Genomic DNA, 14,706 nt, shown 5'->3' on the forward strand with positions numbered 1-14,706 from the left:
CCCAAACCGGTTCCCCGGTTGTACGCCGTCGCTGTTGCTGCCTGTCAGCTGGTGCCGGCTGGCTTGTGGTCAGAGGAGAGTGGTTCGGTGGTTCCTGCCGCGGCGTCGCCGGCGGCGAGAACTGTGCCGGTGCTGCCGTCCACGATGACGTTCTGTCCCTCGGCCAGGGTCCTGGTTCCCTTCCCGGTCCCCATCACAGCGGGAATGCCGTACTCCCTGGCCACAATGGCGGCGTGTGAGCCAAGGCCTCCCATGTCAACGACTACCGCGGCAGCGCGCTGGAACAGCGGTGTCCACGAAGGATTCGTGTAGGGACACACGAGGACGTCACCGCTTTGTAACCGGCCGAACTCGTCAGGGCCACCGATGATCCTCACCGGGCCTTTGGCGCGGCCCCGGCTGGCTGGGGTACCGGAGAGCAGAACACCGGTCCTGAGCCGCTGGTCCTTGAACAGCAGGGCAGTATCCAGCAGCGGGACGCCGTCCAACTGCCGCCGCTTGGCCGCCCTGGCCAGAACAACCGCTCGATAACACAACCGGACGGATGCCGACAGCGCGCCGGCCTCATCATCAGTTATGGCCTCCAACTCCTCGAACCGCAGATGGTAGACGTCCTGGACATGGTCAAGGACGCCGGCGGCGACGAGTCGGCGGCCGAGCTCACGATACGCGGCGCGCATCGGCGGGATGACCTTGGTGGCGTAGAAGTGGCTGTCCTCCCGGAACGCCATCCCTGCCCGCGCAGCCTCGACGGTGCTGAGCACCAGGCGTCGAAAAGGCCCAACGCGGAGGAACGGATGCCGTTTCAGCTCCTCCAGTGCGGCACCGGTCTGGTCTTCCCGCTCGGTTTCCTCGCTCTGGAGGGCCTTGACGAGCCCCAGCACCACCTCGGGCACATCGGACCAGGTCGGCGAGCTGCTCAACACCACGCTCACGGTCTCACGGTTCCCGTATTCGCGCAGGAAGCTGGAGAACGCGTCACGGAAGGCAGCGTGCGGCGGGTCCTGCTCCACCCGCTGCAGCAAGGCGGCCCCGTCTAAAGCGGAGAAGTCGGCGGCCAGCTGCGGATCAGCACGGACCAGCCCGGCCAATTCTTCCAGGGCCTGGTTGGCCTTGCTCGTCATGGTCTCCGCACCCGCGATCAGGGCAGGGGCCAATCGCGTCCTCCCCAGCAGAACCAGCAACAGCCGCAACCTCAGCGCCGGCAGGAAGATCCCCGGGAGGTAGGAGCTTCGCAGCCCGGTGATACCGCGCATGGTGGCGAAGGAATCGCTCGCAATGTCCACCACCCCTGCCCACCGCAAGGTCTCAGGGTCCTGGTTCTCGAGCCGCTTCACCTGCTCCAGAAAAGCAGCGAGCCTGGGATCCTGCTTCCAGTCGGCTATCGTGAACTGCCGCGCCCGGCGGGCCACGCTCAGCGGGGCTCCCAAGAGACGAAGCGTCGGACGCGGGGTTGGCGGTACCAGCTGCACCACAACACCATCCTCCTCAGGCAGCAGCTCCTCAACCGTGGGGAAACGAACCCCAAGGCTACCGGCCATCACATGCAGCATGGCCAGGATTCCCTGATTCATCCACCCGGACACGTCCAACGGGTAGGGCCGCTCCTGGAACATCTCGATAAAGAAGGGCGCCACCCGCCTCTGGACAGCGTTCAGCCGCAGCGGCTGCGGCGGCAACGCCGTCATAGGTCTCGACTGCAGGATATAAATGCGTCCCTCGGCCATGGCCCACTCCATATCCTGCGGCCGGCCAAAATGGTCCTGCACCCGTCCAGCCAGCCCGCCAAGCTCCCGCAGCCGGTCGGCGTTCACCAAAGGAACCCCGCTGTAGGCCCCGGCCTGCTCGCGCGTGCCGCCACCCACGTCCGTGCTCATCACCACCTCACCGCCCCCAGGGACGAAACTTCGGACCGCGCCCGAACGGTCCAGCACATAGTGCTCAGGCGTCACCCTCCCCGAAACCACCGATTCGCCCAACCCCGCACCCGCATCGACAACAAGCTCCCCGCGCTCCCCCGTGACAGGGTTCGCCGTGAATAAGACACCGGCCACGGCTGCTGGCACCATGATTTGGACGACGACCGCGATCGCGACCTCCCGCGGATCGATCCCCTGCCGCCGCCGATAGGCAATAGCCCGGTCCGTCCATAGCGACGCCCAGCAATCCACGACCGCCCTAATCACAGCTTCCTCGCCGACGACGTTGAGGAAGGTGTCCTGCTGGCCGGCGAAGGCTGCTCCCGGCAGGTCTTCGGCGGTTGCGCTGGAACGAACCGCCACCGCACCCCCGCCCAGCGCCCTGTAAGCCTCGGCAACTTCTGCCCCTAAAGCCGGGAGCATGCCCAGGCGGGCAATCAGCGAACGGACGGCCCCGCCGTCGTCCACGTTGGGGTCCATATTCGAAAGAGCTTCACCCAGCTCAGTTTCGGCGCAGAGCGATCGGTACACCTCCGTGGTGACAACGAACCCGGGAGGGACCGGAAACCCGTGCCTCAACATCTCCCCCAGCGCTGCACCCTTACCGCCCGCAGCCTCGATATCCCCCACGCCGAAATCAGCCAAGTTACGAACAGTCCTTCCTGCCATCCAAGACTCCTCAAATCAGGGCAGTGGTGTCATCCCCAGGGCCACGGGTGCTTTCGCCAATCGCGAATCTTGAAAGGCCTCAGTTTTGCGAATGCAGCGCCAAGCTGGACGTCCGGATGCAAGGACTGTTTCTCTGGTTTGGCCCTAATCTGGCGTTTGTATCTGATCAATAGGATCCAGAAGAAGATTAGAGCGGCAGCGGCGAGTGGGTAACCTTCGAACCCTAATTCCGGGAGGACCTCGAACTGCTTCAACTTGGTGGTTGGGGCAGGTTCCAGGAAGAACGGGATGACAATCGCTCCGGCCATAAGCGCGAAGAAAAGCCACAGCCAGCCTGGTCGCGGCTTAGCCGCTTTCAAAGACAGCTCATCCTCCGCCCGCATCTCCCACCATGCGAAGAACAGCCGCATGACCCACATGAGAGCGATCATGAGCGCGCCCGCAGTCGTTAAGCAGAGGATGACTGTTCCGGTGATCTGTGTGCCGTCGAGAGTCGGCTGGGCGGCATCGACAATATCGCGCACCAGTTGGGGGACTGGGATTTTTGTGACAGCGTCCGCCAGCCATTGGGGCCAGCCCGCCTTCAGGAGCAGCATGGTGACACCCATGAGAGCCGGCGCCGTCAGGGCTATCAGGGCGCACCGAATGACGGACCGCCTGTGGCGCTGCAGGAGGGCTTCTTTCAGCCGGTCTTCGACGTCGTCTGGTTGGTAGCCGGCGGTGGAGGTCACCACCCGAAACAGGACGGTCAGGAATTGCTCGGCATTGCCCGGATAGCTACTGTGCGCTTTGAGGATGGACTGGCAGTTGTCGACCCTGAGGTTGCGGGGGAAATTGGCGGCGTAGTCGATGGGGCCCGCAATGAAGTCGGCCGGGTCGTAGACGTTCACCCAGGCCAGTTGCGGGCACATCTTGTCCAGCGTCCGGATGTACCGGCCGATACGGCGTTCAATCAACTTGATGGCACTTCCAAATGTCACGAGTGTCTGGACTGACCTGGAGCCCGATTGGGCAAGGACGTCAACGGCCAGAAGCGAGCCGAGGGAATGAGCGGCAATGATCTGCCGGTCGGACTGCTGCATAAGCCAGCTGAGGTCCTCGGCGACCTTGCCTCTGGCATTGGCGGCGGCGATGGGATTCCGCTCGTAGACCAGGACATCGCCGACCCAAAGTGTGAGGAAGTCAAGGAGCGCGCCAGTGCTGCTCTTGACGGGCGGGACTACGCGGAGTGCGAGAAGCGCGGGAGCGAACAGGAACAGGAGGACCCCGGTGAGGGCTGCCATGATAATCGCAGCGGGCACAGCGCTGGGCAGATCGGCTTTGTTCAGGGTAACGATGCCCATTGCTACGGCAGCCAGAAAAAGTGTGATCCAGACCAATCCCTTCCATGTAACGCCCCAGATGAGGGATGGCAGCCATTCAGAAATCACGGACGCAGAAGGGGGCTTGAAACAGTCTGCCCACCAGGACTCGGCGACGATGACATGGACTGTCTTTCCGGTACCGCCGTCGTGGCCCGACTCCGGCAGCGTCCACTCGCAGTGCACATGCATGGGGCCCGTATTGGTGTCGCAAGTGGGACAGAATGAGGCCTGGTTGGGTTTGCTGGGAAATACGTGGGCCTCACCGTGGCGTCCCGAGAGCCACTTGGACGCCCAGTCCAGGAATGGGTCGCCCATGTCGACGAGCGTATCGCCTTCTTTCTCAATGCCCATTCCGTGGATGAGGAGCAGCGCGACGGCGGGTGCATCTTTGGAGATGCCCGGGTGGTTCGCCGGTTCGTTCTGCTCACTGGCGGCCTCATCCATGGCGCGAGGATACGCGCCCCAGGACGTCACCGTCAGGGTAGAAAGACCCGAACCTGGCAAGCCGAGCGAGCAGATGCCGGGCCCGGTGGTCCTCGAACTCTACGCGCTCCTCGGCGGCAGCGATCGTGCCGCCAGGTGCTCATTCTCAGGTAAGAGTTCCTTGGTCGCTTCCTTTGCCACTCGGATGTCTTCGGGGTCGCCGGAGAGGGCAACTCAGCGGAACGGGCCCAAGCCTTTGCAGGACACCGGGCGGATTGAGTTTCCGTAGTCGAAGACTCAGCGAAAAATCCGGACCAGCCCTACGCCGCAGCCCCGGCCCGGAGGAAGCGGCCCGTACTGGTTCCATGAATATGGCTGAAGCCACCTTCTTGCTGCCTTGGCTGGTCCTCATCCCCTGCCTGGCCATTTGGGGCAACAGCTTGGTCGATTTCAGCCAGACGGACGAACGGGACATGCGGACCTTCAGCAGACCAATCTGGCTGGTGCTCCTCGTCTTCGGAAGCGTAGTGGGAGGGTCGGCGTGGCTCGTGGCCGGCCGCCCGCGGCCACCGGGCGTTCGTCGTCGGACCTGGTTCGGCGGTGATATGGCTTCCGCTGCCCGGTCGGCAGCAAGTCGATTTCCGGCGAACTGAGACGAATGGCAACCGGTCCCACCGTGCTCATGCAGTCGATAGCCGTCAACTACGGACCCTGCGGCGTGCGGGCCAATGCAATCTGCCCAGGATGGACGCGAACCGAAATGGCCGACATGAAGATGCAGGAACCCGTTTTCGCCAAGTGACAGTGCCATTGTTCCGCTGCGTTTTCGGGGCGTCCACCACCACAGCCGGCTCGATGGCCTTGGCCCGGGTGGCCCACTCTGAGCCTTTCAGGTATGTGGAAAGTGCCGCGCGGCTGGGAAAGACGACAGCTTCAACATGGAGCGAGGTCCCCACCACCAGCACCTGCACCCGTGTGATCTCCCTTAGAGCCCCTCCGGCGGCCCAGTCCGTTCAACGTGTGTTAGGAACGTCTCATGTCACAAGGCTTTTGAGCCAATCGGGATAAGGCTGGTCGTCAGTGGTGCTGGCGCCCAACATGATCATCGTGCTGCTGGCAACGCCTTCGGGCCGGAATGCCCTAGGCAACTGTCCACGGCTGTGTTCTTGTTGACGGCATGGGAAGAAATCAGATGGCCCTTCAGGCAGTTAAGGCCTTTCACACTCTTGCTTGGTTCAGTATTGAGACCTGCATGGCCTATCTGTTGTATACCGGGTTCCGCGGGAAGACCGACAAGCGAGCCGCCACTGCTGCTGCAGTTGTAACTGGGGAAACGCTCATCTTTGTAGGCAACGGCTTCCATTGCCCTCTGACCCCCTTGGCCCGACGGCTCGGCGACCCGACCGGATCCGTTACAGACATCTATCTGCCACGGTGGTTCGCGCACAACCTCCCCGCCATCCACGTTCCTTTACTTGTCATTGCCGCAGTTCTTCACCGTCGGAATTTCAGAAAGCAACACCCCAAGTCACAGTAGGCTCGCGCCTACGGAGGTACAGAATGGTCCCTTACTTACCGCCCATTTCCATGGTGTCCCTTCGGCTGCCTGTAGTAGTTCACGCAACACCGTGGACGCAATCCCACTAGGGGACCTGACCTATGCACCCGGGTACGGCGACAAACAGCGTCGAAAAGGGACCGCCGTTAATCGCTATGAGTCACCTCGGGAACGCCCAAGTCGGCACCTATGCATAAATGCTCCTTTTTCTCCGTTCCTGGTGCTGACCGGTTGAGGGACACCAGCGGAAGCCGGAAGTGTCAAGCTTTGTCAACACCACTCACGCGATCAATCGCCTGACCTGCGGAAACACTGTGCCCGAGGTGGGACTCGAACTGTCTTCTAGGCCTTGAAAACACTGCGAACCCGCGAAACCATGCGGAATCCTAGCCAGTCCGAAGGTCGTGTGGCCCAGTACGAGACGAAAAGTGTGGACATTGTCCACACCCCCCTTTCGGGGGCGCTGGAGGACTACCGCGGCACAAGATGCCCGGAAATCTGGGCGGCAGAGTCCACCAAGTCGGTAGTGCCCGCGGCGACTCCGACGACGAGGTCGAAGCCTTCGTCCGTGGTGAAGCCATGCCGGTAACCGTTGATCCACAGCAGCAGCACCATGAGCGTCCACGCCGTCGGTTTGTTGCCATCAATGAGTGGATGGAACCGGGGGACCGAGTCCAACAACGCGGCCGCTTTCACCGCGAGTTCCGGTTAGACTTCCGCGCCCATGACGGTCGTAGCCTGTCTAGCTAATGCTGAGGCCAACAAGCCGACATCACGGATATGGAAGCCGTACCGATCTACTACTTGAAGTGCATCCTCGATGTCCAGATACGCTGTCACGCGTCCTCAAGGCGCTTCAGCAACTCAGCATCATGACTCATAACAAAGTCGAGGCCCTCGCTGATTTCACGTCGGCGCGCGTGCGCAAGATTCCGTAGAAAATAAGCGACGGTGCGTGTCAGACGTCGCTCCGCGGTATTGAGACATCTCATTTCCAAGGGTTTTGAGACCGTCTTTGGTAGCGAACGCTGGCTGAGAGGCTAGCGAAGGATCTTGTGAATGGCCGATCCGTCGCCGTGGAAAATCAGGATTCGGCTTTGGCCGTCAATCCAGACCCAGAAGTAGCTGGCATCTTCGCTGATTTCGTCCACCGTGCCTTGTTCGGCCTCGAATCCGCGTCGTTTCACAGTCACTCGGTCACCGGGGTTTAGGTGGACCCAGTTGTGATAGCTCAAGGGACGCGCTCCAACTGTGACCGTAGGGGGGCCGGCCATTTGTGCTTCAGCAGTCATTGTTGTTCCTTTCATACTGGTCTTCCGCGTGGCACTCAGCTTCAGTAGGGACGGTTTGCGTCCTGGCTGCCGCCTTGACTGGCCGGCATTGCTGACAAACGTGGATATAAGGAAGCGGGGCGTGCATTGTGCACGCCCCGCCCATTTCCTTTAGTACTGCTAGGTCAGTTCTGGGGTACTACCTACACGCTTGGGTGCTGGCGCCTCCTGCTCCGCGGCGTTGTCTTCGCTGTCCTGGAGACGGGCCTTTTTCTGAAGCCGCTTTGCCCATGCTGAGGTCACGATGGGGCAGAGCACAGCCGAGACAACGACCGATGCTGCCACGAGGACGGTGGCGTGGTCGGCGGCCGGGGCGTAGACGGGGTTCGCTGTGGCGATGATGGCGGGGACGAGGGCTGCGTTGCCGGCTGTGGTTGCTGCGGCGAGGCCGGCTATGCCGTCGCCGCCAGTGAGTTTGTCGGCGAGGAGCAGCACTGCTCCCCCGACGAAGACCACGAACAGGCCGAGTGCGATGCCGAGCAGGCCTGCTTCAACGACGGCGTTGAGGTTGATGGTCAGGCCCAGGGCCAGGCCCAGGAACGGCACCATCGCCGGCACCAGGGGGGCCAGGAGGCGCCGCATGTTTTTATCGAGGTTTCCGAGGAGCATGCCGAGTGCCAGCGGGAGAATGGCGCCGACGAGTGCTTGCCAGGGGAAGGCTGAGAGTCCGGCGATGCCGAGGGTGACCATGGTCAGGAAGGGGCCTGATTCGAGCGACAGGATGGAGTAGGCGCCGGCGTCGCGTTTGCGGCCGAACTGGCCCATGAGGGAGATGTAGAGGCCGCCGTTGGTGTCGTTCAGGGCGGCAACCAATGCGAGGGTGGACAGGCCGGCGAGGATTCCGGAGTCGATGGGGGCCTCGCCAAGGAAGCGGCCAGCGATCACGCCGATGAGGATCGCGAAGAGAATTTTGGAGCCGAGGAGCACACCGCCCTTTTTCAGGATGTAGGGCGTTGATTTGACCTCGAGTGTCGCGCCGAGGCAGACGAAGAACACGGCCAGCAGCGGCGCCAGGCCGGTGAAGAAGGCTCCTGTGAAGGATCCGAAGAACTTGCCTGCGTCCGGGGCCAGCGTGTGGATGACGGCACCGATGCCCAGGGGCACCAGCATCATGCCACCGGGGACCTTATCCAGAGCTTTCTTGATGGGAATCGACATTGATTTCTCCTATTGAATAGCTGAGTGGTTGGGAACTGCGGTTCGGCCCGCCAGTTCCGTTGCTTGTGGGGTTAGCCGAGGCCAGGGATAAGCAGGACTTTGCAGGCGTCGCCGGTGAGCAGTTCCACGGCGTCGTCGATCTCGCTGAGCTTCTTGCGGTGGGTGATGAGCCAGTCGAGCTCGAGCTTTCCGGAATCCAGCAGCAGCAGGCTCTGTTCCCAGGTTTCCCAGAGCCTGCGGCCGAAGATGCCGCGCAGGGTGATGCCCTTTTTATTGATGTAGGCGGCGATGTCGACCTCGGCGGGGCGGCTGGGGTGTCCGACGGTAATGACGGTCGCTTCGCGGCGGACGGCTTCGAAGAGTGTGGTCAGGGTGCCCGGGGCTCCCGAGCATTCGAAGGCGACGTCGAATCCGCCGCGGCGGCCGGTGAGTTCGCGGCAGCGTTCGACGATGCCGTCGTTGGGGTGCAGGGCGGTCGCGCCGAGCTTTTCGGCTTGGGCGCGGCGGTAGGGGTTGGGGTCGACGGCGATGACATGGGAGGCGCCCATGAGCAGTGCCAGGTTCACGACGACGAGCCCGACGGGGCCTGCGCCGCTGACGAGAACTGCCCGGCCTGCGACCGAGTAGTTGGCGCGCTGGATGGCATGGACGGCCACGCCGGCGGCTTCGAGCAGTGCCCCGGATTCCAGGGACAGGCCGGTGGGGAGCTTGACGCAGATGTCTTGGGGGACGGCGGCGTATTCTGCGAAGACGCCGTCGATGTGCATTCCGAGGATGCCGGTTCGTTCGCAGGTGTGGGCGTCACCGGTGCGGCAGGGAAAGCACTGGCCGCAGGTCAGGTGGCTTTCAAGGGCGACCTGGTCGCCGACGTTCAGGCCGGTGACCCCGGGGCCGACCTCGACGATGGTTCCTGCGCCTTCATGGCCGAGGGTGACCGGGAGGTTGAGGTTGAAGGCCTGGGCGGAGGGGGTCCATTCGTAGAGTTCACGGTCGGTCCCGCACAAGGAGGCTGCGCCGACTTCGATGACGACGGAACCTTCCGTTGCCTTGGGGTCGCCGGCGTCGGTGACGTATGTGACGCCTCGTTCGGCTGCGTTCTTGACTACTGCCCGCATGGGGGCCGCCTTTCGTTGGTTCTTGATGCGTGGAGGAAATTGTGTGGAGTGTTAGGCGGGGAGCTGGCCGGCGAAGCGGCGCAGGATGTTGGTGGGTCCGACCTGTCCGCCTTTGAGCAGCAGCCGGCATCCGCCGACGGCGGAAGCGCCATCGGCGCGGAGGATGGGGCCGGCGGTGACGAACTGGTCCGATACCCGGAGCTGCCTTACGCCCATGGCGATAAGTGCGTGGCTGGAGGTATCGCCGCCACAGACGGCGATGTCCCGGGTGAGCCCGGCATCGGCCATGCGGGCAGCAATGCCGCCAATCAACGTGCCGACGTAACCGGCGTCCACTGGTGTGCTCGCGCCGTAGCGGGGGTCTGCCGCGCCGCGGGTGGTGTGAACGACGACATTGCGTCCTGCCCGGAGCGCGGCTGAAACGCGCTCATCGAGGGCGGCGATCAGTGCGGAGTCGTCGCGCTGCAGCAGCTCGGCGGGCACCGGGACGTCCTCCCAGCCATTAGAGGTTGCGTCGTTGATCTGCTCCGCTGTGGTGCTGGAGGCCGAGGCGCTGACGGCCAGCACCGGCCCGAACGGCTTCTGTGGGCCGGGGGTGCGTGCGGCCTGGTCCGAGATGGACCTGGCCAGAGCGGCCATGATGCCGCCGGATCCGACCACGATCGAGGGACCGTGACCGTGTTCTTCCCGGGTGAGTGCCTCTGCCACGGCGTCCATGTGGTGCTCGTCGACGGCGTCGACCACGAACGCCTGCGCCCCGAGTTCCCCCCTCCGGTCCGCCCAAGCGTCCTTGAAGGTTCCGTCGTCATAAGCCGGCAGATGGATGGCCCCCGGTACCTGGTCCTCGCCGAGCTGTTCGGCCAGGACTTCGCGCAGGTCCGCTTCGGACATGGGCGTTGAAGGGTGGCGGGACATGACCGGGTGGCGGTCCAGCCGGTAGATCTGGCCGGCGTAGGTTGCGTAGTGGTTGCTGAAGGCGGTGTATCGGCCGAAAGCGGGTTGGGCCGGGACGACCGGGATGGGTCCGTGCAGCGGGAACTGCTCGTGGAGCAGCTGGATACCGCGGCCGATGCTCCCAATGGTGGTGGAGCTGTCGAAGGTGGAGCAGACCTTGTAGAGCAGCACCTCCAGGTTCAGTGAGGCGATGCCTGCAAGGTCCCGTATGACCAGATTGTCGAAGGCGGTGCCGGACAGGGAACGGGCCGGGCCGGCGAACCCGACGACGTCGGTGTCCGTGGGCAGCGGGGCGTCTCCGATGACCAGGGCGGCTTCCAGTCCGTAGCGGTGGGCTTGGGCAAGGACGTCGGCGGCTCCGGTGAGGTCGTCGGCGACGAAACCGAAAGCGGGCATGTCAGGCACCTTTCGCGAATGTCTGGACTGCGTGCAGGAGAGCATCGTCCCCGGTGTGGGCGAGCGTGTCCGCTGCGCTCTGCAGGGGCACTCCGTCGACAGCTGCTTCCCAGGCCTGTCGGAGGCTGCGCACTCCGGCTCCTGGTCCGTCCGGGTGGGCGGCGACTCCGCCTCCGGCGAGCATCATCAGGTCGGCGGAGCCTACAGCCTCGAAAGTGGGGCCCGGGGTGGTGACGTTCTGCCCGGACGACAGCACGGGAAGCGGTGCGATGGATTGTCCGAGAGGTGCGAGCAGGCTGCGGATGTTAGAGGCGACTTCTTCGTCGAGTTCGTAGAACTTGCTGCCCAGCCCGCTGGCGTGCAGGTGGTCTGCGCCGGCCAGGCGGGCCATCTGCTGCCAGACCCGGTAATCCATGCCCAGGGCCTTGGACCTCATCGAGGCAGCGAGACCGGCCCGGTGGCCGTGGATGGGAACCTCTGCGAAGCTGCGCAGCATCGCCAGGGCCGGAAGCCCCATCACGGGAATGTTCAGCATCACGCAGCGGCCGCCGGCTTCGACGACCAGGTCGTGGCGCTTTTGCAGGCCTGCGAGGTCACCGGTGATGTTGAAGGCGTACATGGTCGAGTGGCCGGTGACCTGCTCAGCGGCCCGGATTTCTTCGGTGGCGACGGCGACCCTGCGTTCCAGCGGCAAATAGGCCGGGTCAGTCATGAGTTCATCGTCCTTGATCAGGTCGATGGACGCCATCGCGAGGTCGCGGACCACCAGCCGGAATTCCTCTTCGGAAAGCCCGACGTTGGGCTTGACGATGGTGCCGACCATGACGCCCTGGACGTCGCTGATGAGTTTGCGGGTCCCCGCGATACCGAACGCCGGCCCCGGGTGGGCGGCGATGAAGTCCTCCGGCAACTGGATGTCCTGAAGGCGGCAGGCGTAAAGATCGCCGAGTTCGAAGAGATTTCCTGCGATGGCTGTCTGCAGCGTCGCCAGGTCGGTGCCGACGTTCTCCATCGGGAAGTCAACGGTGACCAACGCTGCACGGACCTTTTCCGGGTTCGCCCGTGATGGCAGGGAGGGGCGGCAAAACCCGAGTTCCTGGACATCCGAGATGCGGGCCGCGTGCCGCTCCCGGATCCGGGCGGATTCGCCCGGTACCGGCAGGAAGGTGCCGCTGGACTGTTCGCCAGCCATGATGGCGGCGGCCTTTTCCGGGTCAATTTCAGATTCTAGGTAGTAGGTGCAACGCACCGAGCGCGAATCGCGCATGGAACTCTCCAATGTGGGGGTTGAAACTTACGTATCCGACTGTCACCTGCAGGTACTTTCACTTCGCTCACGCGCCGCTGCGGGCTCAAGCAGGTGACTCGGGACTTCGCGTTCACGGCATCATCTGTGATCCGGGAAACAAAGTTGTACGTACCTTTGATACGTACAATAATGGGTGGCATAGGTCACGTCAAGGCCGCCCACATCACTACACCCCCGGGAGCAGCGATGTGGGGGCTAGGATTTGAACAGCGCAGAGGAGTCAACGTGAGCTTGGAACCAACAGAAACAGCGGCAGAGCAGGCCGGACGCACCAGCCCTCTGAACCGGGAAGACGGAGGTCCTCTCCACGCCCAAATCCGGGACATCCTCCACCGGCAAATCGTCGACATGCGACTCTCCCCAGGCTCTTCACTCCCTACCGAGGATGAGCTGACGAGGCAGTTCGGCGTCTCCCGCAGCGTCGTCCGCCAGGCGTTGTCCGGCCTCGCCGACCTGGGCCTGATTCGCCGCCAGCGCGGCCGCGGCAGCGTAGTAGCCGCAACACCAGTCCTCCGCCGTCACGTCCAGCGCGCGGGCGGTCTGGACGAACAAGCCGCAGCACACGGCCAGCGCCTGCGCACCCACGTCCTCACCGTGGAACCCTCCGAGCCACCCAGGGCCGGCGTCGAGGCTCTCAACACCACGAACACCTGGAAGATCGAGCGCATTCGCTACCTCGACGACCTTCCCGTAGCCTTCATGCGCACCTGGGTCCCTCGCGACTTCTTCCCGCACTTCACCGCCGAACTGCTGGAAAACGCATCACTCCTGAACCTGATGCGCGACCACGGCTACCACCCCGCCGGCGGACCACGCCAAGTACAGGCAGTCTCATCGGACGCCGACCTGGCCGGGAAGCTCAACATCAACACGCGCGAACCACTGCTACTACTTCAAGGAGTTACCCGCGACGCTCTCGGCCATGGCCTCGAGTGGTTCAACGTCTGGCACAGCCCCAACACCGTCTTCGACGTCGACGCACAAGTCACAACCCAACCCGCACGCGTCTCCCAAGAGCACATCCAGCGCCTTCGGACCCTGACCCAGCAACTGGAATCTGAACTATCGGATCTTGAGCGAGGGGCACACTAGGCTGCGATGCCGCCGCACAGAGACACCTCTTGGCAAAAACGTTGAAACCCAGCACCCCGCGGAAGCGCAAGTGCCGAACAAACAAAGTTGCGAAAGACTTGCCGCGCCTCGCGCCCGAGCGTACTAATTCCCGCGGTTTCGAGACTCTTGGGGCGCGGTCTCAACGCGCATCATTCTCCTTGCCAGTCTTCTGCGTGTCGTCGACGCGAAGCTCCAGTGCACCCGGAACCGAACGCACCTCAAACGCAACGGGGGTCTGCGCATGAGGTGCCTGAAAGCGCGTCGCAACACCACGCTTGTACCGGCAACCTCTAGGCCTCCAGAAGAGCCCTAGTCAGACACCACACATCGGACCGGCAGCCAAAAAGCTACGGCACGTTGCGGAGTCGGCGGCAGCATGCAGCTCTACACGGGGCGGCCTGATGCTACTTATCAATGACTGGCGCGCACCTAAAGCGGGAAAATGTCAATCTTTGTCAACACTACTCATGCCAAGAAGGCTCTGACGTGCGAAAACACTGTGCCCGAGGTGGGACTCTCTAAACTACCTTCCGAGCGCTACAAACGCTGAGGACCCGCGGAAACATGCGGAATCCGAAGCAGTCCGACCGATGTGCGACCTGATTCGACGGCGAAAGTGTGGACATTGTCCACACCCCCGTTGACCCCTGAAACGGGTCCGCCAAGCCAGGCCGGCGTGGCTGCCCCGGTATGCCTCGGCGGGGTTACGTGGCTGGTGCCGCAACGTCCTCCAGCACTGACCGGTCGAAGAAACGGATCTCGCCCGTTGCCTCGAAGAACACCGGAACTACTGATGTGCTCAGATCTTTGGACGTTTCGTAGATTTCAGCCGCACTCCCGTGCTTCCTGGCGATTGTTCCAACCAACTCGGTACCGCGAACCCGGACAGTTCGATATTTGTAGCTCATCGTGACTCCTTTGTCGGATAGCGCACACCTTACCCTTTGGAAGTGCCGCTTTGGGAGGTGGTTCGCGCAGTACTAGGGCAGCGCTGACATGTCCCCGGACGTCCAGCCTCCGCCTTGGACATAGACGTATACAGGAAAGGACTTTTGGTTCCCGACTCTCCCCTCAGGGCTGTCAACAGCCGGAGCAGCAGGGGTGAGCACGTGCGGGTCGTGCGCCCGCACATCGTCGCCCAGGTACTTTATGTCGTGGACGTAGTCCACTTCCGTGATGGGTTCGCTGCTAAACCTCGTCCGCTCACGTGAGCTCACCGAGCGCAAGAGGAGCCGCCATGCCCAGACCGGGACGCGGCGCACAACTCCTCGCGCCCGGCGTGCCGGCGAGAAGGCATTCTCGGAATGGTGGACCGCACTGGTCATCCAACGAGGTGGAGAAAGTCGAGCGCGTCGAGCTCTGGATCCCGTCGCAGCCGGACGCGGCCGGCGAGGTCT

The 14,706-nt window shown here is 63.3% G+C and carries 11 protein-coding genes and 1 pseudogene; 2 read left to right on the forward strand and 10 right to left on the reverse strand.

Annotated features, from left to right (window positions below; genetic code table 11):
• Positions 1-44 precede the first annotated feature (44 nt).
• The 3 genes and pseudogenes from VXJ37_RS03610 to VXJ37_RS21170 all read right to left on the reverse strand — a co-directional run.
• The gene (locus tag VXJ37_RS03610) at positions 45-2,564 is read right to left on the reverse strand and encodes a PEP/pyruvate-binding domain-containing protein (RefSeq protein ID WP_331321686.1); all 2,520 of its coding nucleotides are present in this window, start codon (positions 2,562-2,564) and stop codon (positions 45-47) included.
• Positions 2,565-2,617: 53 nt separating this feature from the next.
• Complete coding sequence (locus tag VXJ37_RS03615; protein WP_331321687.1) at positions 2,618-4,396, reverse strand: hypothetical protein; 1,779 nt, start codon at positions 4,394-4,396, stop codon at positions 2,618-2,620.
• A gap of 76 nt (positions 4,397-4,472) precedes the next feature.
• A pseudogene (locus tag VXJ37_RS21170) lies at positions 4,473-4,672 on the reverse strand (urocanate hydratase); the annotation flags it as partial.
• 385 nt (positions 4,673-5,057) lie between these two features.
• On the opposite strand from VXJ37_RS21170, the gene VXJ37_RS03620 reads away from it, so the two are divergent.
• On the forward strand, positions 5,058-5,177 hold the full coding sequence (locus VXJ37_RS03620) for an SDR family oxidoreductase (protein ID WP_331321821.1): 120 nt from the start codon (positions 5,058-5,060) through the stop codon (positions 5,175-5,177).
• A gap of 1,227 nt (positions 5,178-6,404) precedes the next feature.
• Here the strand turns inward: VXJ37_RS03620 and VXJ37_RS03625 are convergent.
• From VXJ37_RS03625 to VXJ37_RS03650, 6 genes are all read right to left on the reverse strand, one after another.
• The gene (locus VXJ37_RS03625; protein WP_331321688.1) at positions 6,405-6,629 is read right to left on the reverse strand and encodes a type II toxin-antitoxin system death-on-curing family toxin; all 225 of its coding nucleotides are present in this window, start codon (positions 6,627-6,629) and stop codon (positions 6,405-6,407) included.
• Positions 6,630-6,973: 344 nt separating this feature from the next.
• Positions 6,974-7,225 (reverse strand): hypothetical protein, encoded by a 252-nt coding sequence (locus tag VXJ37_RS03630; RefSeq protein ID WP_331321689.1) that lies wholly within the window; start codon positions 7,223-7,225, stop codon positions 6,974-6,976.
• Positions 7,226-7,384: 159 nt separating this feature from the next.
• Positions 7,385-8,422, reverse strand: a complete 1,038-nt coding sequence (locus tag VXJ37_RS03635) for a 2-keto-3-deoxygluconate permease (RefSeq protein ID WP_331321690.1) — start codon at positions 8,420-8,422, stop codon at positions 7,385-7,387.
• Between the two features lie 71 nt (positions 8,423-8,493).
• Positions 8,494-9,537 (reverse strand): zinc-dependent alcohol dehydrogenase, encoded by a 1,044-nt coding sequence (locus tag VXJ37_RS03640; RefSeq protein WP_331321691.1) that lies wholly within the window; start codon positions 9,535-9,537, stop codon positions 8,494-8,496.
• A gap of 51 nt (positions 9,538-9,588) precedes the next feature.
• Positions 9,589-10,887, reverse strand: a complete 1,299-nt coding sequence (locus VXJ37_RS03645) for a four-carbon acid sugar kinase family protein (RefSeq protein WP_331321692.1) — start codon at positions 10,885-10,887, stop codon at positions 9,589-9,591.
• A 1-nt stretch (position 10,888) separates the two neighbouring features.
• Entirely contained in the window at positions 10,889-12,154 is a 1,266-nt protein-coding gene (locus VXJ37_RS03650) for a RuBisCO large subunit C-terminal-like domain-containing protein (protein WP_331321693.1), read from the reverse strand.
• Positions 12,155-12,421: 267 nt separating this feature from the next.
• Here VXJ37_RS03650 and VXJ37_RS03655 point away from each other — a divergent pair, with 267 nt between their 5' ends.
• Positions 12,422-13,288, forward strand: a complete 867-nt coding sequence (locus VXJ37_RS03655) for a GntR family transcriptional regulator (protein WP_331321694.1) — start codon at positions 12,422-12,424, stop codon at positions 13,286-13,288.
• Positions 13,289-14,013: 725 nt separating this feature from the next.
• Here VXJ37_RS03655 and VXJ37_RS03660 read toward each other — a convergent pair.
• On the reverse strand, positions 14,014-14,217 hold the full coding sequence (locus VXJ37_RS03660) for a hypothetical protein (protein ID WP_331321695.1): 204 nt from the start codon (positions 14,215-14,217) through the stop codon (positions 14,014-14,016).
• Positions 14,218-14,706: the final 489 nt, after the last annotated feature.

Source organism: Pseudarthrobacter phenanthrenivorans (genome assembly GCF_036455295.1).
Classification (GTDB): Bacteria; Actinomycetota; Actinomycetes; order Actinomycetales; family Micrococcaceae; genus Arthrobacter; species Arthrobacter phenanthrenivorans_C.

Coding starts and splice junctions, on each gene's coding strand:
- VXJ37_RS03615 (WP_331321687.1), bottom strand. CDS start 4,396: ATGGATGAGGCCGCCAGTGAGCAGAACGAACCGGCGAACCACCCGGGC.
- VXJ37_RS03620 (WP_331321821.1), top strand. CDS start 5,058: ATGCAGTCGATAGCCGTCAACTACGGACCCTGCGGCGTGCGGGCCAAT.
- VXJ37_RS03630 (WP_331321689.1), bottom strand. CDS start 7,225: ATGACTGCTGAAGCACAAATGGCCGGCCCCCCTACGGTCACAGTTGGA.
- VXJ37_RS03635 (WP_331321690.1), bottom strand. CDS start 8,422: ATGTCGATTCCCATCAAGAAAGCTCTGGATAAGGTCCCCGGTGGCATG.
- VXJ37_RS03640 (WP_331321691.1), bottom strand. CDS start 9,537: ATGCGGGCAGTAGTCAAGAACGCAGCCGAACGAGGCGTCACATACGTC.
- VXJ37_RS03645 (WP_331321692.1), bottom strand. CDS start 10,887: ATGCCCGCTTTCGGTTTCGTCGCCGACGACCTCACCGGAGCCGCCGAC.
- VXJ37_RS03650 (WP_331321693.1), bottom strand. CDS start 12,154: ATGCGCGATTCGCGCTCGGTGCGTTGCACCTACTACCTAGAATCTGAA.
- VXJ37_RS03660 (WP_331321695.1), bottom strand. CDS start 14,217: ATGAGCTACAAATATCGAACTGTCCGGGTTCGCGGTACCGAGTTGGTT.